Below are 22820 nucleotides of genomic sequence, written 5' to 3'. Positions count from 1 at the left end.
CATGACCGCCGCCGCGCTCAAGGTCCAGCTGCGCGACCTGCTCAAGCAGCGCCTCAAGGCCGAGCGCGCAGTGCTGGTGGATGCCTTCCGCAGCGAGGGCATGCCGGAAAAATTCCTGCGCTGCCTGCGCCAGAGCGTGGACGCGGTGCTGACCGAAGCGTGGGACTCGCTTGGCCTGCCCGCCAATACGGCGCTGGTCGGTGTGGGCGGCTACGGGCGCGGCGAGCTGTTTCCCGGTTCCGACATCGATGTCCTCATCTTGCTGGGCGAGCCGCCCGACGCTGCCACCACCTGCAAGCTCGAAGAGCTGGTGCAGATGCTGTGGGACCTGGGCCTGGAAATTGGCAGCAGCATCCGGACGGTGGACGAGTGCATGAGCGAGTCGAAGGCCGACATCACGGTGCAAACCAGCCTGCTCGAAGCGCGCCTTGTGACGGGCGACGCCGATCTGTTTGAACAACTGCAGGAACGCTACCAGGCAGCGCTCGACCCGCAAGCCTTCTTCAACGCCAAGGCGGCCGAAATGCGGCTGCGCCATGCCAAGTACGAAGACACGGCATTCAGCCTGGAGCCGAACGTCAAGGAAAGCCCGGGCGGCCTGCGCGACCTGCAGGTGATCCTGTGGGTGGCCAAGGCGGCGGGGCTGGCTAATTCCTGGGGCCAGCTGGCCACGCGCGGCCTGATCACCCAGACCGAGGCGCGCCAGCTGATGGAAAAGGAGCGCGCCTTCAAGGATATTCGCATTCGCCTGCACCTGCACACGGGGCGGCGCGAAGACCGGCTGGTGTTTGACGTGCAGACCCCGATTGCAGAGAGCTTTGGACTGAAGGCGACCGGGGAAGGCATCAACATGCGCCGCGCCAGCGAGTACCTGATGCAGCGCTACTACTGGGCCGCCAAGACGGTCACGCAGCTTAACACCATCATGCTGCAAAATATCGAGGCGCAGCTATTCCCGCAAAGCTGCTCGGTGGTGCCGATTAACGAGCGCTTCAACGACGTCAACGACTTCATCGACATCGCCGACGACGACACCTTTGTCACCACGCCCTCCTCCGTGCTGGAGGTATTCCTGCTCATGACCGAGCGCCCTCACATCAAGGGCATGACGGCGCGCACCATCCGCGCACTGTGGCACGCGCGTTTCGAGATCGACGCCAAGTTCCGCGAAGACCCGGTCAACCGTGCCCTGTTCTTGCGCATCCTGCAGGCGCCGGTGGGGCTGGTGCATGCGCTGCGCCGCATGAACGACACCAGCATCCTGGGTCGCTACCTGCCCAACTTCCGGCGCATCGTGGGCATGATGCAGCACGACCTGTTCCACGTGTACACCGTCGACCAGCACATCATGATGGTGGTGCGGAACATGCGCCGCTTTACCATGACCGAGCATGCGCACGAATACCCGTTCTGCAGCCAGCTCATTGCCAACTTCCCGCGCCGCTGGCTGCTGTTTGTGGGCGCCCTGTTCCACGACATTGCCAAGGGGCGCGGGGGCGACCATTCCAAGCTCGGCACCATGGACGTGGCCCAGTTCTGTGAAGACCACGGCATCGGCAGCGCCGACACCGAGCTGGTGGTGTTCTTGGTGGAGCACCATCTCACCATGTCGCAGGTGGCGCAAAAGCAGGACCTGTCCGACCCGGACGTCATCGGCGCCTTTGCCAAAACGGTCAAGGATGAACGCCACCTGACGGCCCTGTACCTGCTGACGGTGGCCGACATTCGCGGCACCAGTCCCAAGGTATGGAATGCGTGGAAGGCCAAGCTGCTCGAGGACCTGTACCGCATCACCCTGCGCGTGCTGGGCGGCGAAGAGCATTCGGCCGACCGCGAACTGAAGAACCGCCAGGAAGAAGCCATGGCAACGCTGCGCCTTTACGGCCTGCACGCCAACGCGCACGACAAGCTGTGGCAGCAGCTCGATGTGGCCTACTTCCTGCGCCACGATGCCTCCGACATCGCCTGGCAGACGCGCTGCCTGTGGGACCGCATGGACAGCGGCAAGCCGGTGGTCAAATGCCGCCTGGCGCCAATCGGGGAAGGCTTGCAGGTGGTGGTGTACACGCAGGACCAGCCGGACCTGTTCGCGCGCATCTGCAGCTATTTCGACCGCAAGAATTTCAGCATCCTCGACGCCAAGATCCACACCACGCGCCATGGCTACGCGCTCGACACCTTCCTGGTGACGGAGCAGAGTTTTGCCAAGAGCTACCGCGACATCATCAGCCTGATCGAACATGAAGTATGCGAGCTGCTGACCAATCCGGCCCCGCTGCCGGCGCCCACGCGCGGGCGCCTGTCGCGCCTGTCGCGCACCTTCCCCATGACGCCGACCGTGGACCTGCGGCCGGATGAACGGGGCCAGTACTATCTGCTGTCGATTGCGGCCAATGACCGCACGGGGCTGTTGTATTCGATCGCCAGCGTACTCACGCGCTACCGCATCAGCCTGCATACGGCCAAGATCATGACACTGGGCGAGCGGGTCGAAGACGTGTTCCTGGTCGATGGCCCCACACTGAACAATTCGCGCACCCAGATCCAGCTTGAAACGGATCTGCTGGAAGCGCTCAAGGTATGACGATTTTTATAAAGTGATTTATGAGTGAACTAGTACGGCTTTCCAAGCGCATGTCCGAGCTTGGCCTGTCTTCGCGCCGCGAAGCCGATGAATGGATTGCGCGCGGCTGGGTGCGGGTGGATGGCCAGGTGGTGTCGGAACTGGGCAGCAAGGTGCTGCCGCACCAGCACATCACGGTGGAACGCCAGGCTGCGGCCGAACAGTCCAAGCGCGTGACGGTCCTGATCAACAAGCCGATGGGCTATGTGAGCGGCCAGGCCGAAGATGGCTACACGCCGGCGGTCGCGCTGATCAAGCCCGAGAACCACTGGGCCGAAGATCCCTCCACCGAGGTATTCCACCCAACGCAGTTGCGCAGCCTGGTGCCGGCCGGACGACTGGACATTGATTCGGTGGGCCTGCTGGTGCTGACCCAGGACGGGCGCGTGGCGAAAACCCTCATCGGCGAAACCACGTCGGTGGAAAAGGAATATCTGGTGCGCGTGCAGTACACCAAGGAAGGCAAGCTGCCTGACGCTGACCTGAAAAAGCTGTGTTTTGGCCTGTGGATGGATGGCAAGCCGCTGCTGCCGGCCAAGGTGCGCTGGCAGAACGATGACCAGCTCAGCTTTACGCTAAAAGAAGGCAAGAAGCGCCAGATCCGCCGCATGTGCGACATGGTGGGCTTGAAGGTCATTGGCCTCAAGCGCGTGCGGATTGGCAAGGTCAAGCTGGGCGACTTGCCGGTTGGACAATGGCGTTATCTGCGACCGGAAGAGACCTTCTGATTGATTGGCGGTCCGCGCGCCGCTGCCGTTATGTTTCTGCTATGGTTTGGCGCTGAACCTTCGGTTCGCAACCATTCCCATGGAAGGAGCTAGCGTTGATTACTGAGCAAGGCCGCTACCGCGGCGCACTGTTGGGCCTCGCCTGCGGCGACGCCATTGGCACGACCGTTGAATTCAAGCCGCGCGGATCATTCCCGGAAGTGGTGGACATGGTGGGCGGGGGACCGTTCAAGCTGCAGCCTGGCCAGTGGACGGACGATACCTCGATGGCGCTGTGCCTGGCCCACAGCCTGCTCGAGCGCGGCGGCTTTGATCCGGCCGACCAGATGGAGCGCTACTGCAACTGGCGCAACAACGGCTACATGAGCAGCACCGGCACATGCTTCGACATCGGCAACACGACGGCGGCCGCACTGCGCCGCTATGAATCGACCAGAGATCCCTTCGCAGGTTCGGACGACCCGTCCACTGCCGGCAATGGGGCGCTCATGCGGCTGGCACCGGTTGCCATGTTCTACGCAGACGATGAAGCAGTACTGCTGCGGCATGCCGCCGAGAGCACGCGCGTGACCCATGCAGCCGTAGAAGCGATCGAGTGCTCCAAACTATTCGCGCTGCAGCTAAGGGCGGCCCTGCACGGACGGACCAAGGCCGACGTCATGCAACCGGTGCTGCCCGAACAGCTCAGCGCCAAGGTGCAGCCCCTGGCAACGGGCGCCTACGTGGACAAGACCGAGGAACAGATCAAGGGCAGCGGCTATGCGGTTGAATCGCTTGAAGCGGCGCTGTGGTGCTTCTGGCGTACCAATTCTTTCAAGGAGGCCGTGCTGCTGGCGGCAAACCTCGGTGACGATGCCGATACTACGGCTGCCATCTGTGGCCAGCTGTGCGGCGCCTACTACGGCGTGCAGGACATACCCGCGCCGTGGATCGAGCGCCTCGCCATGCGCGACGACATCATCCTGCTGGCCGACCGGCTGGCGTCGGAGCGCCCCGCTTCCGAAATCTGATAGCAGGCCCTCCATTTGACAAGGAGTTTCTCATGCACGAACGTATCACCATCGACACCCCGGATGGCAGTTTTGAGGCGTACATGGCGCGGCCCGAAGCGGAGAATGCTCCGTCCATCGTTGTGATTCAGGAGATCTTCGGGATCAATGCCGACATTCGCGCCCATTGCGATGCGCTGGCCGCCAAGGGATACATCGCGGTGGCGCCCGACCTGTTCTGGCGCCTGCAGCCAGGCGTCGAGCTGACCGACGGCAGCAAGGAAGAATGGGAGCAGGCGATGGCGTACCTGAAGGCGTTCGACATCGAGGCCGGAGTGCGCGACATTGCCGCCACCATGGGACGGGCACGCAGCATTTCCGGCGCCAGCGGCAAGATCGGGGTGATGGGATTTTGCCTGGGCGGCTTGATGACGTTCCTGTCAGCGGCCCGTAACCGTCCGGATGCGGCCGTGTCCTATTACGGTGGACGCACCAGCGACTACATCAGCGAAATGAGCAAGGTCACTTGCCCGCTGATGATTCACCTGGCCGAAGAAGACCAGTACATTCCCAAGCCGGCGCAGGAAAAAATCCGCGTGGCGGCGACGCCCAAGGAGAACGTGGAACTGTTCATCTACCCCGGCCAGGACCATGCCTTTGCCCGCGTCAACGGCAGCCATTACAGCGCCGAAGCGGCGACCTTGGCGAACCAGCGGACCGACGCATTCTTTAGCAAGCACTTGCGCCAGCTTTCAACGGGCGCATGATTTAACACATCTCAATCGTCGTCGTTGGGATCGAGGTCCGGGAACATCACGTCGGTGTAACCAAACTTGCTGAAGTCCGTAATCCGCATCGGGTACAGAATCCCCAGCAGATGGTCCACCTCATGCTGCACCACGCGGGCATGAAAGCCATCCACCTCGCGCTTGATTGGCGCGCCGTGCTCGTCGAATCCTTCGTAGCGCAAGCGCTTGTAGCGCGGCACGCTGCCGCGCAGACCCGGCACGGACAGGCAGCCTTCAAAGGCTTCTTCCTTTTCTTCCGACAGCGGGGTGAGCACGGGATTGATCAATACCGTTTCCGGCACCGGCGGCGCTTCCGGATAGCGCTGGTTCTGCTTGAAGCCGAAAATGACCAGCTGCAGGTTCACGCCGATCTGCGGCGCTGCCAGTCCCGCGCCGTTGGCGTGGTACATGGTATCGAACATGTCAGCGATCAGCGCCTTCATGGCCGGCGTATCAAACTCGGTCACGGGTTCGGCCACGCGCAGCAGGCGCGGGTCGCCCATCTTCAGTATTTCACGCACGCTCATGCCTGCTCCTTGAGCAAAGCCACCAGGCCTGCTTCGTCCAGAATGGTGAGACCGAGCTCCTGTGCCTTGGCCAGCTTGCTGCCGGCATCGCTGCCGGCTACCACGTAGCTCGTCTTTTTCGACACCGAGCCTGAGACCTTGCCGCCGGCAGCTTCAATCATGGCGGCCGCCTCGTCGCGGCTCATGGTCGGCAAGGTGCCGGTGAGGACGAAGGTCTTGCCGGCCATGGCGCCAGCGGCCTTCATGACATGCTCGCCTTCCTTCCAGCGCAGGTGGCCGGCCAGGGCATGGACCAGTGCCAGGTTGTCGGCATCGGTGAGGTACTCGGCAATCGAGCGCGCCACGACGGGTCCGACATCGTCCACTTCCAGCAGCCCGATGCCGCCCTCAAAGCTGGCTGCGTGCAGCAGCGCGGCCAGGTTGCCAAAGTGCTGGGCCAGTGCCTTGGCCGTGGATTCGCCCACGTTACGAATGCCAAGCGCGTAGATGAAACGCGCAAGCGTTGTATCGCGCGACTTGTCGAGTGCATTGACCACGTTCTGCGCCGACTTGGCAGCCATGCGGTCCAGGTTGCGCAGCTTGTCGTGGTCGAGCGTATACAGGTCGGCTGCAGTGTCGATCATGCCCTTGTCCACCAGCTGCTCGATGAGCTGGTCGCCCAGGCCTTCCACGTCGATCGCGCGGCGTGAGACGAAGTGCATCAGGCTGCCCTTTTTCTGGGCACTGCATTTCCAGCCGCCCGAGCAGCGCGCAACCGCCTCGTCGTCCATGCGCACGATGGGGGAGCCGCACACCGGGCAATTGGCCGGCATGATGAATTCTCGCGCATCGGCAGGACGCCGGTCTGCCACGTACGACACGACTTCGGGGATCACGTCGCCGGCACGGCGCACCACAACCGTGTCGCCGATACGGATATCCTTGCGCCGCACTTCGCTTTCGTTGTGCAGCGTGGCGTTGTTGACGTTGACGCCGCCCACAAACACTGTCGCCAGGCGCGCCACGGGCGTGATGGCGCCGGTGCGGCCTACCTGCACTTCGATATCGAGCACCGTGGTAAGCGCTTCTTCCGCCGGGAACTTGTGGGCAATGGCAAAGCGCGGTGCCCGCGACACGAAACCGAGCTGCTGCTGGTCCTCCACGCGATTGACCTTGTAGACCACACCGTCGATATCGAACGGCAGCGTCGCACGGCGCTTGCCGATGTCACGGTAATACTCCAGCAGCCCCTCTGCCCCGCTCACGACCGCGCGTTCCTTTGACACCGGCAAGCCGAGCTCCTCGTACCAGTCCAGCAGGGCCGAATGCGACTCCGGCATGGGCATGCCTTCCAGCGCGCCGACACCATAAGCCATGCAGCGCAGGCTGCGCTGCGAGGTGATGCGCGAATCGAGCTGGCGCAAGCTGCCGGCCGCGGCGTTGCGCGGGTTGGCGTACTCCTTCTGGCCCGCGTCGCGCTGGCGCGCATTGAGCCTGGCGAAATCGGATTTGTACATCAGCACCTCGCCGCGCACTTCCAGCACCGCCGGAATCCTGTCGCCACGCAGGCGCAGGGGAATGGTACGAATGGTGCGGATGTTGGCGGTGACGTCCTCGCCGGTGGCGCCGTCGCCGCGGGTGGCCGCCTGCGTGAAGACGCCATTCTCGTAGCGCAGGCTGACGGCCAGGCCATCAAATTTCAGTTCGCTCGCGTATTCAACCTGGGGCGCGCCCAGTCCCTCGCGTACGCGCCGGTCGAAGTTGTCGATGTCCTCGTCGGCAAAGGCATTGTTGAGCGACAGCATGGGCACGCTGTGCGTGACCTGCAGAAAGCCCGGCAGCGGCGCGGCGCCTACGCGAAAGGTGGGAGAATCGACCGACACCGCTTCCGGGTGCGCAGCTTCGAGCTGCTGCAGCTCGACGAACATCTTGTCATACTCGACGTCCGGAATGGTCGGCGCATCCTGCACATGGTAGGCATAGATGTGGCGGTTCAGTTCCTCCGTCAGCCAGGCCATGCGGGCCAGGACATCCTTGCTCGGGGCTACGCTGGTCATGCTGCGGCGCCTCCTTAGCTGAACAGGCGCATGGCGCGGGTCGAGCCGGCCGGAATGTCGGCGATTTCCATCTCCTGGTAGAACTCCAGCACCTGATTGTTGATTTCGCCCAGCGCTTCATCGAGCAGGGGCTGGTCGCTGTCGTCCACGATGGTGGCGTCCAGGCGGCCTACCAGGGCGCGCGCGCAAGTGACCATCTGGCCAAAGCCGTCGCGCGCCGGTGCCACGCAGGGCACATCAAGCAGGAGCGTGAGGCGCGAGGTGGTGTCGGCGCCGAGCGTAACGTTGGTCGAGAGCGTGAACAGTTGGCCGCCGTCGCCGTCGGGCATGATGAAGCGGCCATCCGGACGCACGTCGAAGCCCTGCTTTTCCAGCGCGCCGATCAGGGTCGTGATCGACCATGGCGCGCCGTTCGAGAGCAGGTTCACGCCCAGCTGCGCATCGTGGCCGGAGACAAAGCGCTGCAAGGTGCGTGCTTCGCCCATGACTTCGATCATGTCGGGGATTTCCGGCTCGGCGCCGATCTCGTCCGACACCGCGCGCAGGCGCGTGACGAGCTCGGAGTACTCAAGCTCGTTCAGTGCCGTGGTGCGCGTGGCCATCTGCACGCCAGCCTGCAGGCGCGTGTACACGCCACCGTGGGCAATCGGCTCCCAGTCGCCATTCACATGCAGGCCAATGAAGTGCACCGGCTTGTTGCCGACGTGGCGCAACGTGTGCAGGATGGGCAGGATCTTGTCGCCGCGCACCGGTGCTTCCAGCGCCAGCGGGATCAGGCAGTCGATCAGCGGGTCCACCAGGCTGATCGCCAGCTCGGCTGCCGACACCCCCACGTCCGTACCCGGCAGCACCGTGGTGCTGCCCTCCACGTCCGGCGTTTCGCCGTCAGCGCCGCTGCCGATATCGAAGCGCGGCTCGCTGCGCTCCTCGGTGCGCATCAGCACATCGTCGTGATCCGCCGAAAACGCGCGCGCCACGCTCTTGCGCGCCTTGTGCTCCTGCCACTTGTTATAGACCAGCACACCGACCACGATGACCGCGCCGATGCTGATGCTCATTTCGATGTCTGTCATGCTGCTTGTGCCTTTGTTTTTCTGTTGATTCTGTTATGCGGTTGACGGCACCATGCCGCCATGATCATGCCATCATACCAACTTCACCCTGATGGCGCCATGAATGCGCCCACTATGCCGGCGCAAGGTCCGCCAGGTTGGCCGCGGCCTCCATGTCTACCGCCACGATGCGCGAAACACCCTGCTCCTGCATGGTCACGCCAATGAGCTGGTTGGCCATCTCCATGGCGATCTTGTTGTGCGAGATGAAGAGAAATTGCGTGTGCTCGGACATGCGCTTGACCATGCGGCAGAAGCGTTCCGTGTTGGCGTCGTCGAGCGGCGCGTCCACCTCGTCGAGCAGGCAAAATGGCGCCGGGTTCAGGCGGAACATGGAAAACACCAGGGCCGTCGCCGTCAGCGCCTTTTCGCCACCCGACAGCAGATGGATGGTCGCGTTCTTCTTGCCCGGCGGCTGCGCCATGACCTGCACACCGGAGTCCAGGATTTCGTCGCCCGTCATCACCAGCTTGGCATTGCCGCCGCCGAACAGGATCGGGAACAATTCGGAAAAGTGATGATTGACGCGGTCGAACGTATCTTGCAGCAGATCGCGCGTTTCCTTGTCGATGCGCGTGATGGCGTCTTCCAGCGTGCGGATGGCCTCCGTCAGGTCGGCGTTTTGCGCGTCCAGGAAGTTCTTGCGTTCCGACGCCTGCGCCAGTTCATCGAGCGCGGCCAGGTTGACCGCGCCCAGCGCCGCGATGGCATTGGTCAGGCGCGTCACTTCGCCCTGCAGGTAGGATGGCTTCATGTCGGGGTTGAGCTTTTCGGACAGCGCTGCCTCGTCGGCTTCCACTGCGCGCAGCGCTTCGGCAAACTGCTCCTGGTTCAGGCGCGCGGCCTGCTCCTTGAGCTGCATCTCGGTGATCTTGTCGCGCTGCGGCTGCAGGCTGCGCTCGGACTGCATGCGCGCTTCTTCCAGGGTGCGCATCTTTTGCGTGACCTGGTCCAGTTCATGCCGCGCATCCGACAGGGCGCGCTCCTGGGCCGAGCGGCGCTCCAACAGCTCCTGCAAGCCGTCGTTGGCGGCGCCCGTTTCGAGCGACTCCAGCTCCTGCTGGCCGACGGCAATGCTTTCGCTCACCTGGGCGGCCTGCTGGGTGGCGGTGGCGATGCTGCGCTTGAGTTCTTCGATCTTGCTGCGCTGGGACTTCTCGGCAAACTGCGCTTCCTGCGCCGCGCGTTCCATCTCGCGCAGGCGTTCGCGCGCGTCGGCCAGGGCTTGCTCCTTGCTCAGAAAATCGGTCTGGCCATCTTCGTGCGCACCCTGCAGCTCGGCCAGCGCGATGTCGAGCTGCTCGAACTTTTCTTCCGACTCCATGCGGATCTGATTCTGCTCTTCTTCCTGGGCTGTGATTTCGGCCAGGTCGGACTGGATCTGCGAACTGCGCTGGTTAAAGCGCGCTTCGACCTCGGACTGCTTGACCACGTCGATCTGCAGCACATGGACGGCCTGGGTGAGCGTGGCCACGCGGGCGCGTGCATCCTGCAGGCGGCGCGCCAGCTCGGACGCAGCAGCGTCGGCCCGCACGGCGCGGGCGCGCGCTTCGTCGGCCAGCATGCCCTGGGCGCGCAGCTGCTTGGTGATGTTCTCGATTTCCTGCTGGCGGCCCAGCAGGCCATCCTGCTCGGCGTCAGCGGCGTAGAAGCGCACGCTCGACTGCGTGATCACGTGGCCCTGGCGCGTCACGAACGAGCCGCCCGCCGGCAGCTTGCCGCGGTCGGCCATGGCGCTGGCCGCATCGTCGGCGGCAAAGACGTTGTGCAGCCAGTCCTGCAGCAGGCCGCGCAGGCCGGCGTCGTTCAACTTGAGAAGGCTGGCAAATGATTGCAGCCCTGGCACTTCGGCCTGCGTTGCGGCATGGACCACGGACGGCGAATACAGGGCCAGCTTGGCGGGCGGCGCATCGCTGAAAAAAGCCTTGGCCCACTCGATGTTGGACATTTCCAGCGCCGTGGTGCGTTCGCGCAGGACCGACTCCATGGCCGTTTCCCAGCCCTGCTCGATCTGCAGCTTTTGCCACAGGCGCGGCAGCGCATCGAGTTCGTGCTTCTGCAGCCATGGCGTGACCTTGCCCTGGGTCTGTACCCGCTCCTGCAGCTGCCTGAGGGCCGACAGGCGCGCTTCCAGCTGGGCGTTGGCGGCCGTTTCGGTATTGACCTGGGCCTGCGCAGTGCTGCGTTCTTCATCGACGCGCTGCTGCTGTTCGAGCGCTTCTTCCAGCAGCATCTGCTGCTCTTCCAGCGACTGCTGCTTTTCTTCGAGCTGCATGCGCAGGTTGGACAGGTGGGCGCTGTCGGGCAGGTTCAGGCCATTTTTTTCCTGCTGCAGGCGTTCGCGCCGGGTTGCCAGGCTACTCAGGATGTTGGAGGCGTTGCGCTGGTGCGCCGATTCCAGCTCGATCTGCTGCTGCGCCTGCATGATCCTGGCGCGCGATTCAGTCGTCTTGTGCTGGGCTGCGCGCCAGGCAGCGTCCAGCTCCGGCAAGCGTTCGGCCTGCGCTTCGGCCGCCATCTGCGATTCTTCCACGCGCCCGCCCAGTTCTTCGAGCAGGAACTCGGCTTCCTCGATCTGGGAACCGTAGTCTTCCGCCTGCACCTGCCACTGCGTGCGCTGCGCCGCGAGCACGCCCAGCTGATTCTGCAGGCGGCTGCGCGACTCGATCACGAACTTGATCTGCGCTTCCAGGCTGCCGATTTCGGAGTTGGTCTGGTACAGATGCCCCTGGGCCGTGTGCAGACGGTCGCCCACGGCAAAGTGAGCCTGGCGCATGTGCTCCAGTTCCAGCTCCACGTGGCGCAGCTTGGCGGTCTGCTCTTCCAGATCGGTCTGGGCCTGCTCCATCTCGCGCTGGTACTTGCCCTGCTCGGCCAATGCTTCGTTCTTGCGCAGCAGCCACAGCAGCTTCTGCTTTTCTTCCTGCTCGGCCTGCAGCGTGTGAAAGCGCGTTGCCACGACGGCCTGCGCTTGCAGCTTTTCCAGGTTGGCGTTCAGCTCGCGCAGGATGTCTTCCACCCGCAGCAGGTTTTCGCGGGTGTCATTGAGGCGGTTTTCCGTCTCCCGGCGCCGTTCCTTGTACTTGGACACGCCGGCAGCTTCTTCGAGGAACACGCGCAGCTCTTCCGGGCGCGATTCGATGATGCGCGAAATCATGCCCTGGCCAATGATGGCGTAGGCGCGCGGACCCAGGCCCGTGCCGAGGAAGATATCCTGGATATCGCGCCGCCTTACCGGCTGGCCATTGATGTAATAGGTGGACGTACCGTCGCGCGTGAGGGTGCGCTTGACGGCAATCTCGGCGTACTGGCCCCACTGTCCGGCCGCCTTGCCATCGTTATTGTCGAACACCAGCTCCACCGAGGCGCGGCCGGCAGGCTTGCGGTGGGTGGAACCGTTGAAAATAACGTCCTGCATGGACTCGCCGCGCAGTTCGGACGCCTTGGACTCGCCCAGCACCCAGCGCACCGCGTCGATAATGTTGGATTTGCCGCAGCCGTTGGGTCCTACCACGCCGACAAGCTGACCCGGCACCTGGAAATTGGTGGGATCGACGAAAGACTTAAATCCCGACAATTTAATTGAAGATAGACGCACGTTGCAGGGCTGGAGGGGCAGAATGAAAGAATCTCATCATACCATCTGTTGCTTTCGTTCCGGTAGTGGCACGGCGCCATTGCGCCGGAGCCACTCCCCCGCCCCCTGTCAGGCCGCCACGTCCATCATGACGGTGGTGTCGTTGATGGCGCCCACGCCCATGGCATCGAACAGGGCGCGCTCGACCACGCCTTCGGTGCGCACCAGGCTGACCTTTTTCTGGCGCACCCCGGCAGTGAGCTTTTCCACGCTGAGCGAGAACGACTCCTTGCGCGCGCCGACCGAAAAGATGTACAGGGTCTTGAGCGGGCTGACCCAGGCCAGCTTGGCCAGCCGGACGGTGCCGTCGTTCTGGGTAAATTCCATCCAGGCGCCGCGCTCGAGCGCTTCGACCGTGACGGCGGCGGCGTCGATCTGCTGCTCCGGCTGCTGTTCGGCCGCCTTTTCCTTCTGCAGGCGGCGCATCGCGTCTTCCTGCGCCACTTCCACGGCAATTTCCAGCTGACGTTCCGGCGTGATGTCGAGCGGCGCGCGTACGATGGAGGCGTGGCATTCGGCCAGTTCGGCAAAAAACTGCAGGCGGTCCGCCTCCTGCCACTGGATGATGTCGAGCCACTTGTTCAGCGTGGCCAGCAGCGTGGGCAGCTTGGCGATCAGGGAGCGGCGCTCCTCGTGCGTGATCTTGGGCTTGACGCTCCAGATCAGGTCATCCATGGTGCGGGTGGCGCTGCCGACGGCACCGGGCTTTTCGTCTTCCAGCGTGTAAGCCAGGGTCAGTACCGAGGTCCATTTCTTTTCCAGGAAAGTCTCCAGCACGGCCACCACCTCGCCACTGGAAACGCGCGCGGCCACGGCAGATTTGGCTGAACGGGTGGCGGCGGTGACCTTTTCCTGCTTGAGGGCGGCGGCGATGGGCGCGGCAATGGCCTCGACTTCAAATGATTCCTCAGCCTTGATCGAATCTTCCAGCTCGGCCACCGCACTGGCAAAGGCGGCGTCGCCCTGCCCTTCTTCGCGCCCGACCTTGTCGACGCTGCGCTGCATGGCCTGGAACAGGGGGTCGTCGGCGCTGCGCTGCTCGGGGCCCAGGCGGGTGAGCAGGTTGATCATGCGGCGCGCGGGATGCGCCTCTTCAAAGAAGAAATTCTTGTCCGCCAGCGCGGCCTTGAGCACGGGAATCTGCAGGAACTGGATCAGTTCCCGGATTTCCTTGGGAATATTCGGGTCGAGGAAAACGGTGTCGAAAATCTTCGACAGCAGGTCGATCGTGCTTTCATCGCCGCGCGACAGGCTGCCCTGCGGAATGCTCGCTTTCAGGCGCGGCAGGTAGAACACGTCCGCGTTCTGGGCCGCGCCGGGGGTGGACGGCGTGGCGGCAAACTGTTCGGGCATGCGCGCCTGCAGCGTCTTGAGCATGTCCAGCAGCGGCGCCGGGGCCGCGCCGAAGCCGGCCTGACCGAGGACGGCCCCAGTGGCTGCGTGCGGCTGGGGCGACGTGCCGAAGGCCACCTGCGCCATCAGCCCCCCGGCCATCACCTGGCTGTGGAACTGGCCACCCGGGATAGGGCCGTCCGGGATAGGGCCGCCCGGGAAAGGGCCGCCCGGGAAAGGGCCGCCCGGGTTAGGGCCACCCGGGCCGGCAGCGGCAAATCCGTGCGTGCCGCCCTGCACGCCGTGGAACGGGGACGCGCCCGCTGCCATCGCGTGCGGCGCGGCGCCATGGACGGGTGCGCTCTGCGCTGCGGCCGGTTCGGGCACGAAACCGTGCACGGCGCTCGGGCGCCAGCCGCCGGGGCCACCGGTACTTTGCGGCAAATTCGGAATGAGGGGAATGCCGGCGTCAAACTCACTGTCCGCTTCGCCCGTCAGGAACTGGCGCAGCTGCTGGGCCAGTGCTTCCTGCTTCTTGGCGCGCTTGGCCTTGGCGGCATTGGCACATTCGGTTTTCTTGATGTTGTAGGCGTCCATCGACCCCGGCTGGGTCCCCTTGTTGACCAGGGCATCGCACAAGGCGTCGTACATCGGCCCCAGGTCGAACAGGATTTCCGGGCGCAGCAGGCGCGTGATGAGGCCGTGTGCCTCTTCGTTGGGTTCAAACTCGCGCCAGGCACTGCTGAGCGCAGCGAGGAACAGCTCTGGCCGGAAGGGGTTTTGGGCAAGACGCAGGATGTCGCGGTTGAGCAGGTAACCCAGGCGCACGTTCAGCGTGGCAATCTGGGTCGCATATTTCATTTCAAACGGCCGGCTCAGGGCATCGAAGGCGACCCGGTTGTCCATCTCGGCGAATGGCACCAGCGTGAGCGCCGCTTCGGAAATCAGGGTGGCGCGCGGGCGGGGGGTCAGGCCGGCCACTTCGGCCCGCAGCGATTTTTCCAGCTCCTCAGAAATGAGGTGCAGGAAGGCGTAGCTGTGTTCTTTAAGCAAATTGCCCGACTTCACCCGCAAGAAGACGTCGCGCGCATCCATGCTTGGGTCGGCCACATCCAGCAGGGCCGATACCAGGCGCGTGCCGACGCCGAGCCATTGCTCATTGGCGTGCTTGGTGACGATCTCCACCAAGGCTTCCAACAGCTCATGCTGCGACACGGCCGCCTTCTGTGCATTTGCCGGTTTGGACGCTACTGGAGCCATGGTTGATTATTCTCCGCGGGATGAATTGACTATTTGACGCTTCTATTTTGCCACGTTATTTCCACAAGGCAATAGACAAAATATAACGAATCGCTGTTTTTGCAGAATTTCTTTTGTAAGTACACATTCAAGATCAACAACGTGCTTTTTTGAACACGTTTTATTGCCGGGCCGACTTTTGATACTGCGCAAAGGTCGCGCTTCGGCGTTTCCTTAACATGAAGAATCACCTTGCTTCAGGGGCGGCGCGGCCGCCCTCCTGGTGCACCGACCTTGCCAAGGAAACCATCATGTCCCCACTGCCCCGCCTCGATACCCGCCATAAACTATTTGCCTGCATCGGCGCGCTGCTTGCGGCGTGCCTGACGCTGGCGTTCTGGATCCTCGGCCAGGCAGAGCAGATTGCCCTGTTATCGGCCGGTTCCGGTCAAAAGTTAAGTGCTGCAATAAAAATTTACGACACCGCCCGCATCACCTTCTGGTGCGCGGCCGTGGCCCTGACGCTCGTTGCCGTGCTGGGCGGGGCCTGGCTGCAGGCGGCGCTGGATCGGCCCATGGAGGAAGCCGGCGCCCTGGCCCGGCGCGTGGCGGAAGGCGACCTGAGCGGAAAAGTCAGCGACCAGGGCGGCGCCGGCGGCATCTTGCTGGGCGCAATGCAGGAGATGAATGAACGCCTGGCGGGCATGATTGTCAAGGTGCGCAGCGGTACGGAAAGCATTGCCACCAGCGCCGGCCAGATCGCCGCCGGCAGCATGTCCTTGTCCGCGCGCACGGAAGAGCAGGCGGCATCGCTCGAAGAGACGGCCTCTTCAATGGGCCAGCTGACGGCCACGGTCCGCCAGAATGCCGAACACGCGCACCAGGCCAGCCAGCTTGCCATTTCAGCCTCCGACGTGGCAGTGCGCGGCGGTGCCGTGGTGGCCGAAGTGGTTTGCACCATGGCATCCATTAACGAATCGTCGAGCCGGATTGCCGAGATCATCAACGTCATCGACGGCATTGCTTTTCAGACCAACATCCTGGCCCTGAACGCGGCAGTGGAAGCGGCCCGCGCCGGCGAACAGGGACGCGGTTTCGCCGTGGTGGCTGGCGAAGTTCGCAGCCTGGCCCAGCGGTCGGCGGCAGCGGCGCAGGAAATCAAGCTGCTGATTGACGATTCCGTGGGCAAGGTCAGCGCCGGCACGGAACTGGCCGGGCGCGCGGGCAAGACCATGCATGACGTCGTCACGAGCGTCAAGCGGGTGACCGACATCATTGGCGAAATTGCCCATGCCAGCGCGGAACAGACAGCCGGCATCGACCAGATCAACCAGGCCATTTCAGCCATGGACGCGGCCACCCAGCAGAACGCGGCGCTGGTCGAGCAATCGGCGGCGGCGGCGGCCTCGCTGCGCGACGAAGCAGGTCACCTGTCACGCGCGTCGGCCGCCTTTGTCCTGGGGCCGGAACACGGGGTGCGCAAAGCAGCTGTGCACCTGGTCGCGAGCAATCCTCACGCCCGTGCAACAGCGGGCACGGCCACTGCCCGCAGCAAGGCCCCCGCCATCCATGTCGTGGCGCCGTCCCCTGCCGCGCGGCCCCAGCGTCAGCGCGGGGCAATGGCCCGGCTGGACCTGGATTGGGAAGAGTTCTGACCCTGGCCAATTTGTTGCAATTCTGTAGGAAGCGCTCCTACAGCGGGTCGAGCGATCTTCTGATAGCGGCCCTGTTGCGGGCATCCCATCATTGGTTCACCAAACGGGCCTGAGAAACAATTCAGGCGCGCAAGGCGAGCAAGACATTTCAAACTTTCTTAAAGGAATGAACATGGCCTCGAATCAGAAAAACAAGGGTGGTAGCAAGCAAAGTGACAGCGCATCGTCGAACAAGCAGTCCGGCAGCCAGGGTTCCGGTTCGCGCTCGGGCGGCACCCAGGGTGGCACCCACGAGCAGCACGTGGAAGCCGGCCGCCAGAGCCACAAGAACGATAACAAGGAAGGTTCGCGCCAGTCCGGTTCGGGTTCGGGCAGCGCAAGCAAGAGCAGCGGCAACCGCTGATCAGGCTGACCGCTGGGTACTGCCGGGTTTCCGGGCAGTACCACTACAGTGCCAAACAGGAAGCCATCGAAAGAGTCTGCAGCGGCGCGCCGTTGACAGGCTCTTTTCGTTGAAACGCTCTTTTCTTTTGCGCGTCTACCGGGCCCGGCTCGACAGGAAACGGGGAGCCAGGCAACCGGGCGCTAGATATTGCGGATATGGACGCCCCGCGGCGGGGCAAAATCGGCCACATCGTCGATCATGCGCGCAGCCTTGGCGTCGCGCGAGGTGAGGTGCAGGTCGGAATACTGGTGAATGGCCCACTGCTCCGGCGACAGTTCGATGTGCTTGCGCAAAATGGATTCAGTGCGCGCATCATCGGCCCGCAAGCCTTCGACGATGATATTGAGCGCGTCCGGGCGCGCGCCCGGCGACGCGGTGGCGTGCGACTTGTGGACCATGAAGCGCGCCGTCTCGCTGGCGTAGCGGCGCGTACCGGACAGGAACAGGATGACGGCGATGGACGCTACCGCGCCGCCGTTGTACATGACGAATTCGATGGGCGCCCTGGAGAGGAAGTTATACATGCACAGGCCATCGCTGACGTAGCCGCCGTTGGACTGGATCAGAATATGGGCCCGTTCCACGCCCGCCTCGGTCATGGCCGAAACACTCTCGAACACGCGATGCACCATATCGCTGTTGACGTCACCGGAGAGCGTAAACCACGCTTCCGTACCACTTTTCGTTTGTTGTTCGGTCATGGCTGTTTTACTCGTAAAAGGGATGAGCAATTTTAACAAATCCGCCCTATGCCGGCGTGGCGGGCGCACTGCATTCGTGCGCGCCCTCTCTCGCCCCTGGTTTCCCCCTGCGATGGGCGCTCTTAAGTTGACTTTGGCAGCCTGCTGGCATATGCTCTGCACTCTTGATCGGGAGAGGGTAGCCACGCGCTGCCGCCGAAGGGGCATCACCCAAAAACTCTCAGGCAAAAGGACCGGTCAGGGGTCGGCAGCGCGTGTCGCGGCGGATCAAACTCTGGAGAGCGGCCGCGGCACATGCCGGCGGCCCACCGAAGGGGCAGGCGGAACATCTCCGCTATCTCTCAGGTACCAAGGACAGAGGGGCGCGAACACCCGCAACGGGCCAGTGTGGTCCTGCGTACCTGTTCGGCGGTCCCCTATACACCTGCCCGAGGATTCCATGACGCTTAAAGCGACCCCGCTCAATTCCGCACACCGCGCAGCCGGCGCCAAGATGGTCGATTTTGGCGGCTGGGACATGCCCGTCAACTACGGCTCGCAGATCGAAGAACACCATGCCGTGCGCACCGACGTGGGCATGTTCGATGTCTCCCACATGTGCGTGGTCGACCTCGAAGGCGACAATGTGCGCGCCTTCCTGCGCGGCCTGCTGGCCAATAACGTCGACAAGCTGCAGGTGCCGGGCAAGGCGCTCTACTCCTGCATGCTCAATGAGCAGGGCTTCGTCATCGACGACCTGATCGTGTACTTCTTTGCCGAAAACTGGTTCCGCCTGGTGGTCAACGCCGGCACCGCCGAGAAGGACGTGGCCTGGATCAGTGCCCGTAACGAGGCCACCGGTAGCGGCGTGACGATCACGCAGCGCCGCGACGGTGCCGACCCGATGGCGCTGATCGCCGTGCAGGGCCCGAATGCCCGTGCCAAGGTGTGGGAAGTGCTGCCCACCACCAAAGAGGCGTCCGAACCGCTCAAGCCCTTTAACGCCGTCATCGTCAAGGACACCGCGTTTGGCGACGTGATGGTGGCGCGCACCGGCTACACGGGCGAAGACGGTTTTGAACTGGCGTTCTCCGCGTCCCAGGCCGAGGCACTGTGGAATGCCCTGCTGGCGGCCGGCGTCAAGCCTGCGGGCCTGGGCGCGCGCGACACGCTGCGCCTGGAAGCGGGCATGAACCTGTACGGCCAGGACATGGACGACACGGTCAACCCGCTTGACGCCGGCCTGGCGTGGACCGTGGACCTGGTGTCCGAGCGCGACTTCGTAGGCAAGGATGCGCTCAAGGCGCAGGGCCAGAACCAGCAGTACGTGGGCCTGATCCTGCGTGAGAAAGGCGGCATCCTGCGCGCCCACCAGAAAATCATCAGCGCCTCCGGGAGCGAAGGCGAAATCACCAGTGGCACTTTCAGCCCCACCATGCAGCAGGCCATCGCCCTGGCGCGGGTGCCGATGGACGTCGCCGTGGGCGACACCGTTCACGTGGAAATCCGCGACAAGCGCCTGGCCGCCAGCGTAATCAAGCTGCCCTTCGTGCGAAACGGTAAAATCCTCGCTGCCTGACCCGAACCCATATCGAATCTTTTAATCCGGAGCCTTACATGAATATTCCTGCAGACCTGAAGTACACCGAGTCCCACGAGTGGGTACGCGCTGAAGCCGACGGCACCTTCACCGTCGGTATCACCGAATACGCGCAGGATGCCCTGGGCGACATCGTGTTCGTCGAACTGCCGAAGGTGGGCAAGTCCTTCAGCGCCGGCGACGACGCCGCCGTGGTGGAATCGGTCAAGGCCGCCAGCGACATCTACGCCCCGGTATCGGGCGAAGTCGTGGCCATCAATACCGCCGTCACCGACGCTCCGGACTCGATCAACAGCGACGCCTACGGCGCCTGGCTGTTCAAGTTGAAGCCCGCCGATGCGTCCTCGATCAACGGCCTGCTCGACGCAGCCGCCTACGGCAAGAACACCGCAGAGTAATCCACTCGCCGCCGCGGCTGCGCAAGTGCGCGCCGCGGCACACAGCACTCCTCTCGCTTTTCCTTTCTTTGGCCTCCCACATCATGACCCGCTCCAGCCTGACCCAACTCGAAGCACGCGACTCCTTCATCCCGCGCCATATCGGTCCCTCCGACAGCGAACAGGCAGCCATGCTGTCGACGCTGGGATACCCGTCGCGCGCGGCGCTGATCGACGCCATCGTCCCTGCCCATATCCGTACCAAGAGCCGGCTCGAACTGGGCCAGTTCTTCGACCCCATGCCGGAGCAGGCCGCACTGGCCAAACTGAAGGGCATCGCCGCCAAGAACAAGGTCATGAAGTCGATGATCGGCCAGGGCTACTACAACACCCATACGCCCGGCGTCATCCTGCGCAACATCTTTGAAAACCCGGCCTGGTACACCGCCTACACGCCCTACCAGCCCGAGATTTCGCAGGGCCGCCTGGAAGCGATCCTGAACTTCCAGCAGATGATCACCGACCTGACCGGCATGGGCATCGCCAATTCGTCGATGCTTGACGAAGGCACCGCCGCCGCCGAAGCCATGACGCTGATCCAGCGCGTGGGCAAGTCGGCATCGAACGTGTTCTACGTGGCCGACGACGTGCTGCCGCAGACGCTGGAAGTGATCCAGACCCGCGCCCGCCCGATTGGCGTGGAAGTGCGGGTGATCGCCGCCGACGCCGTCGCCACGCTGTCGGAGCCGTGCTTCGGCGTGCTGCTGCAGTACCCGGGCGTACACGGCGACGTGCGCGACTACCGCGCCGCGGTCGAAAGGCTGCACGCGGCCGGCACCATGGTCGTTGCCGCCGCCGACCTGCTGGCCCTGACCCTGCTCACGCCACCGGGCGAATGGGGCGCCGACGTGGTGGTAGGTAACAGCCAGCGCTTTGGCGTGCCGCTCGGATTCGGCGGCCCGCACGCCGGCTACCTGGCCACGCGCGACGAATTCAAGCGCAGCATGGCCGGGCGCCTGGTGGGGGTGACCATCGACGCCCAGGGCAACAAGGCATACCGCCTGGCCCTGCAAACGCGCGAACAGCACATCCGCCGTGAAAAGGCGACCTCCAACATCTGTACCGCACAGGTGCTGCTGGCCGTCATGGCCGGCATGTACGCGGTCTACCACGGCCCCAAGGGGCTGGAGCGCATCGCCCAGCGCGTGCACCGCTTCACCAACATCCTGGCCGCCAAGCTGGGGCAGCTCGGCTATGAGATCGTCAACAGCACTTACTTCGACACCCTGACCATCCGCACCGGCCGCGCGGCCGAACTGCTGTCGGCAGCCGAAGCGAAGGGTGTGAACCTGCGCCGCGCCGGCGAGGCCATGGTGGGCGTGTCGCTGGACGAAACCACGACCCGCGAAGACCTGGCCCTGCTGTGGTCCATCTTCGCGCAGGGCGTGGCCAACGCGCCGGCCGCACCGGACTTTGACGCATTTGAAGCTGCTGCCCAGACCGCGTTCCCGGACAACCTGGCCCGTACCAGCGCCTACCTGACCCACCCGACCTTCAACCGCTACCACGCCGAGCACGAAATGCTGCGCTACCTGCGCAGCCTGGCCGACAAGGACCTGGCGCTGGACCGCACCATGATCCCGCTTGGCTCGTGCACCATGAAGCTCAATGCCACCAGCGAGATGATCCCGGTCACCTGGCCGGAATTTTCGAACATCCACCCGTTTGCACCGGATGCCCAGACCGTGGGCTACCGCGAGATGATCGGCCAGCTCGAAGAGATGCTGTGCGCCGTCACCGGTTACGCCGCCATTTCGCTGCAGCCCAACGCCGGTTCGCAGGGTGAATACGCCGGCCTGCTGGTGATCCAGGCCTACCACGAATCGCGTGGCGAAGGCCACCGCAACATTTGCCTGATCCCGTCGTCGGCCCACGGCACCAACCCTGCATCGGCCAACATGGTGGGCATGAAGGTCGTGGTCACGGCCTGCGACGACAACGGCAACGTGGACCTGGACGACCTGCGCGCCAAGGCGGAAAAGCACAGCGAGAACCTGGCGTGCGTGATGGTCACCTACCCTTCCACCCACGGCGTGTTTGAAGAAGGCATTACGGAGCTGTGCGAGATCATCCATTCGCACGGGGGCCAGGTCTATATCGACGGCGCCAACATGAATGCGCTGGTCGGCGTGGCAGCTCCGGGCAGCTTTGGCGGCGACGTCAGCCACCTGAACCTGCACAAGACCTTCTGCATCCCGCACGGCGGCGGCGGACCGGGCGTGGGCCCGATCGGCGTGGGCGCCCACCTGGCCAAGTTCCTGCCCAACCAGCGTTCAAGCGGTTATACCCGTGACGAAGCCGGCATCGGCGCGGTCAGCGCGGCGCCGTACGGCTCGGCCAGCATCCTGCCGATTTCGTGGATGTATATCGCCATGATGGGCGGCGAAGGCCTGACCGCCGCCACCGAAACCGCGATCCTGGCTGCCAACTACATTGCACGGCGCCTGGCACCGCACTACCCCGTGCTGTACACCGGCCACGATGGCCTGGTGGCGCACGAGTGCATCCTGGACCTGCGCCCGATCACCGACGCCACCGGCATCAGCAATGAAGACGTGGCCAAGCGCCTGATGGACTTTGGCTTCCATGCACCGACCATGAGCTTCCCGGTACCGGGCACCCTCATGATTGAGCCGACCGAAAGCGAATCGAAGGCCGAGATCGACCGCTTCATCGAAGCCATGATCACCATCCACGCCGAAATCGTGAAGGTCGAGCGCGGCGAATATGACCGCATGGACAATCCGCTCAAGGGTGCGCCGCACACGGCAGAAGTGCTGACCGCCGACGTGTGGGAGCACAAGTACAGCCGCGAAGTGGCAGCCTTCCCGGTCGCCTCGCTGCGCAAGCAAAAGTACTGGCCGCCGGTCGGCCGCGCGGACAACGTGTATGGCGACCGGAACCTGTTCTGCGGCTGCGCACCGATCAGCGATTACGAGTAAAGGTGCCTGTACGGCCGGCCGCTGGCGCCGGCCGCACCAGATGGCAGGCG

At 63.9% G+C, this 22820-nt stretch carries 15 protein-coding genes and 2 riboswitches; of the genes, 9 read left to right on the top strand and 6 right to left on the bottom strand.

What is annotated here, in order from left to right; all coding sequences use genetic code 11:
• Window position 1: 1 nt before the first annotated feature.
• The 4 genes from KY495_RS19580 (at window position 2) to KY495_RS19565 (ending at window position 5107) form a co-directional block, all read left to right on the top strand.
• A complete protein-coding gene (locus KY495_RS19580) occupies window positions 2-2584 on the top strand; it encodes a [protein-PII] uridylyltransferase (protein WP_219880997.1) in 2583 nt (860 codons plus the stop codon).
• A gap of 20 nt (window positions 2585-2604) precedes the next feature.
• On the top strand, window positions 2605-3351 hold the full coding sequence (locus KY495_RS19575) for a pseudouridine synthase (RefSeq protein ID WP_219880996.1): 747 nt from the start codon (window positions 2605-2607) through the stop codon (window positions 3349-3351).
• Window positions 3352-3449: 98 nt separating this feature from the next.
• Entirely contained in the window at window positions 3450-4361 is a 912-nt protein-coding gene (locus KY495_RS19570) for an ADP-ribosylglycohydrolase family protein (RefSeq protein WP_219884339.1), read from the top strand.
• 32 nt (window positions 4362-4393) lie between these two features.
• Entirely contained in the window at window positions 4394-5107 is a 714-nt protein-coding gene (locus KY495_RS19565) for a dienelactone hydrolase family protein (protein ID WP_219880995.1), read from the top strand.
• Window positions 5108-5118: 11 nt separating this feature from the next.
• Here KY495_RS19565 and def read toward each other — a convergent pair whose 3' ends face one another.
• The 5 genes from def to KY495_RS19540 all read right to left on the bottom strand — a co-directional run bounded on the left by def (window position 5119) and on the right by KY495_RS19540 (window position 15032).
• Window positions 5119-5655 carry a peptide deformylase gene (gene def / locus KY495_RS19560; protein WP_219880994.1) on the bottom strand — a complete coding sequence of 179 codons (537 nt, stop codon included), beginning with the start codon at window positions 5653-5655 and terminating at the stop codon, window positions 5119-5121.
• A complete protein-coding gene (gene ligA, locus KY495_RS19555) occupies window positions 5652-7691 on the bottom strand; it encodes an NAD-dependent DNA ligase LigA (protein ID WP_219880993.1) in 2040 nt (679 codons plus the stop codon). The genes def and ligA overlap by 4 nt, the downstream gene beginning before the upstream one ends.
• A 14-nt stretch (window positions 7692-7705) precedes the next feature.
• A complete protein-coding gene (locus KY495_RS19550) occupies window positions 7706-8764 on the bottom strand; it encodes a cell division protein ZipA C-terminal FtsZ-binding domain-containing protein (RefSeq protein ID WP_219880992.1) in 1059 nt (352 codons plus the stop codon).
• Window positions 8765-8876: 112 nt separating this feature from the next.
• Window positions 8877-12401 (bottom strand): chromosome segregation protein SMC, encoded by a 3525-nt coding sequence (gene smc / locus KY495_RS19545; protein WP_219880991.1) that lies wholly within the window; start codon window positions 12399-12401, stop codon window positions 8877-8879.
• A gap of 108 nt (window positions 12402-12509) precedes the next feature.
• Complete coding sequence (locus KY495_RS19540; protein ID WP_219880990.1) at window positions 12510-15032, bottom strand: DUF1631 family protein; 2523 nt, start codon at window positions 15030-15032, stop codon at window positions 12510-12512.
• A 290-nt stretch (window positions 15033-15322) separates the two neighbouring features.
• Between KY495_RS19540 and KY495_RS24130 the strand changes: the two genes are divergently transcribed.
• Both KY495_RS24130 and KY495_RS19530 read left to right on the top strand, forming a co-directional pair.
• Window positions 15323-16666, top strand: a complete 1344-nt coding sequence (locus KY495_RS24130; protein ID WP_307728205.1) for a methyl-accepting chemotaxis protein — start codon at window positions 15323-15325, stop codon at window positions 16664-16666.
• A 172-nt stretch (window positions 16667-16838) separates the two neighbouring features.
• Window positions 16839-17069, top strand: a complete 231-nt coding sequence (locus KY495_RS19530; protein ID WP_219880988.1) for a hypothetical protein — start codon at window positions 16839-16841, stop codon at window positions 17067-17069.
• 182 nt (window positions 17070-17251) lie between these two features.
• Here KY495_RS19530 and KY495_RS19525 read toward each other — a convergent pair whose 3' ends face one another.
• Window positions 17252-17812 carry an ATP-dependent Clp protease proteolytic subunit gene (locus tag KY495_RS19525; protein WP_219880987.1) on the bottom strand — a complete coding sequence of 187 codons (561 nt, stop codon included), beginning with the start codon at window positions 17810-17812 and terminating at the stop codon, window positions 17252-17254.
• 159 nt (window positions 17813-17971) lie between these two features.
• Window positions 17972-18058: riboswitch (glycine riboswitch) on the top strand.
• An 18-nt stretch (window positions 18059-18076) separates the two neighbouring features.
• A riboswitch (glycine riboswitch) is annotated at window positions 18077-18180 on the top strand.
• A gap of 71 nt (window positions 18181-18251) precedes the next feature.
• Here KY495_RS19525 and gcvT point away from each other — a divergent pair.
• The 3 genes from gcvT to gcvP all read left to right on the top strand — a co-directional run bounded on the left by gcvT (window position 18252) and on the right by gcvP (window position 22770).
• Complete coding sequence (gene gcvT / locus KY495_RS19520; RefSeq protein ID WP_219880986.1) at window positions 18252-19370, top strand: glycine cleavage system aminomethyltransferase GcvT; 1119 nt, start codon at window positions 18252-18254, stop codon at window positions 19368-19370.
• A 38-nt stretch (window positions 19371-19408) separates the two neighbouring features.
• Window positions 19409-19789 carry a glycine cleavage system protein GcvH gene (gene gcvH, locus KY495_RS19515; RefSeq protein WP_219880985.1) on the top strand — a complete coding sequence of 127 codons (381 nt, stop codon included), beginning with the start codon at window positions 19409-19411 and terminating at the stop codon, window positions 19787-19789.
• Between the two features lie 83 nt (window positions 19790-19872).
• Window positions 19873-22770, top strand: a complete 2898-nt coding sequence (gene gcvP / locus KY495_RS19510; protein ID WP_219880984.1) for an aminomethyl-transferring glycine dehydrogenase — start codon at window positions 19873-19875, stop codon at window positions 22768-22770.
• Window positions 22771-22820: the final 50 nt, after the last annotated feature.

It is taken from the genome of Massilia sp. PAMC28688 (assembly GCF_019443445.1).
Classification (GTDB): Bacteria; Pseudomonadota; Gammaproteobacteria; order Burkholderiales; family Burkholderiaceae_D; genus Telluria_A.
The sequence above is the reverse complement of the archived record's forward strand: the minus strand, read 5'-3'. Positions and strand labels throughout refer to the sequence as shown.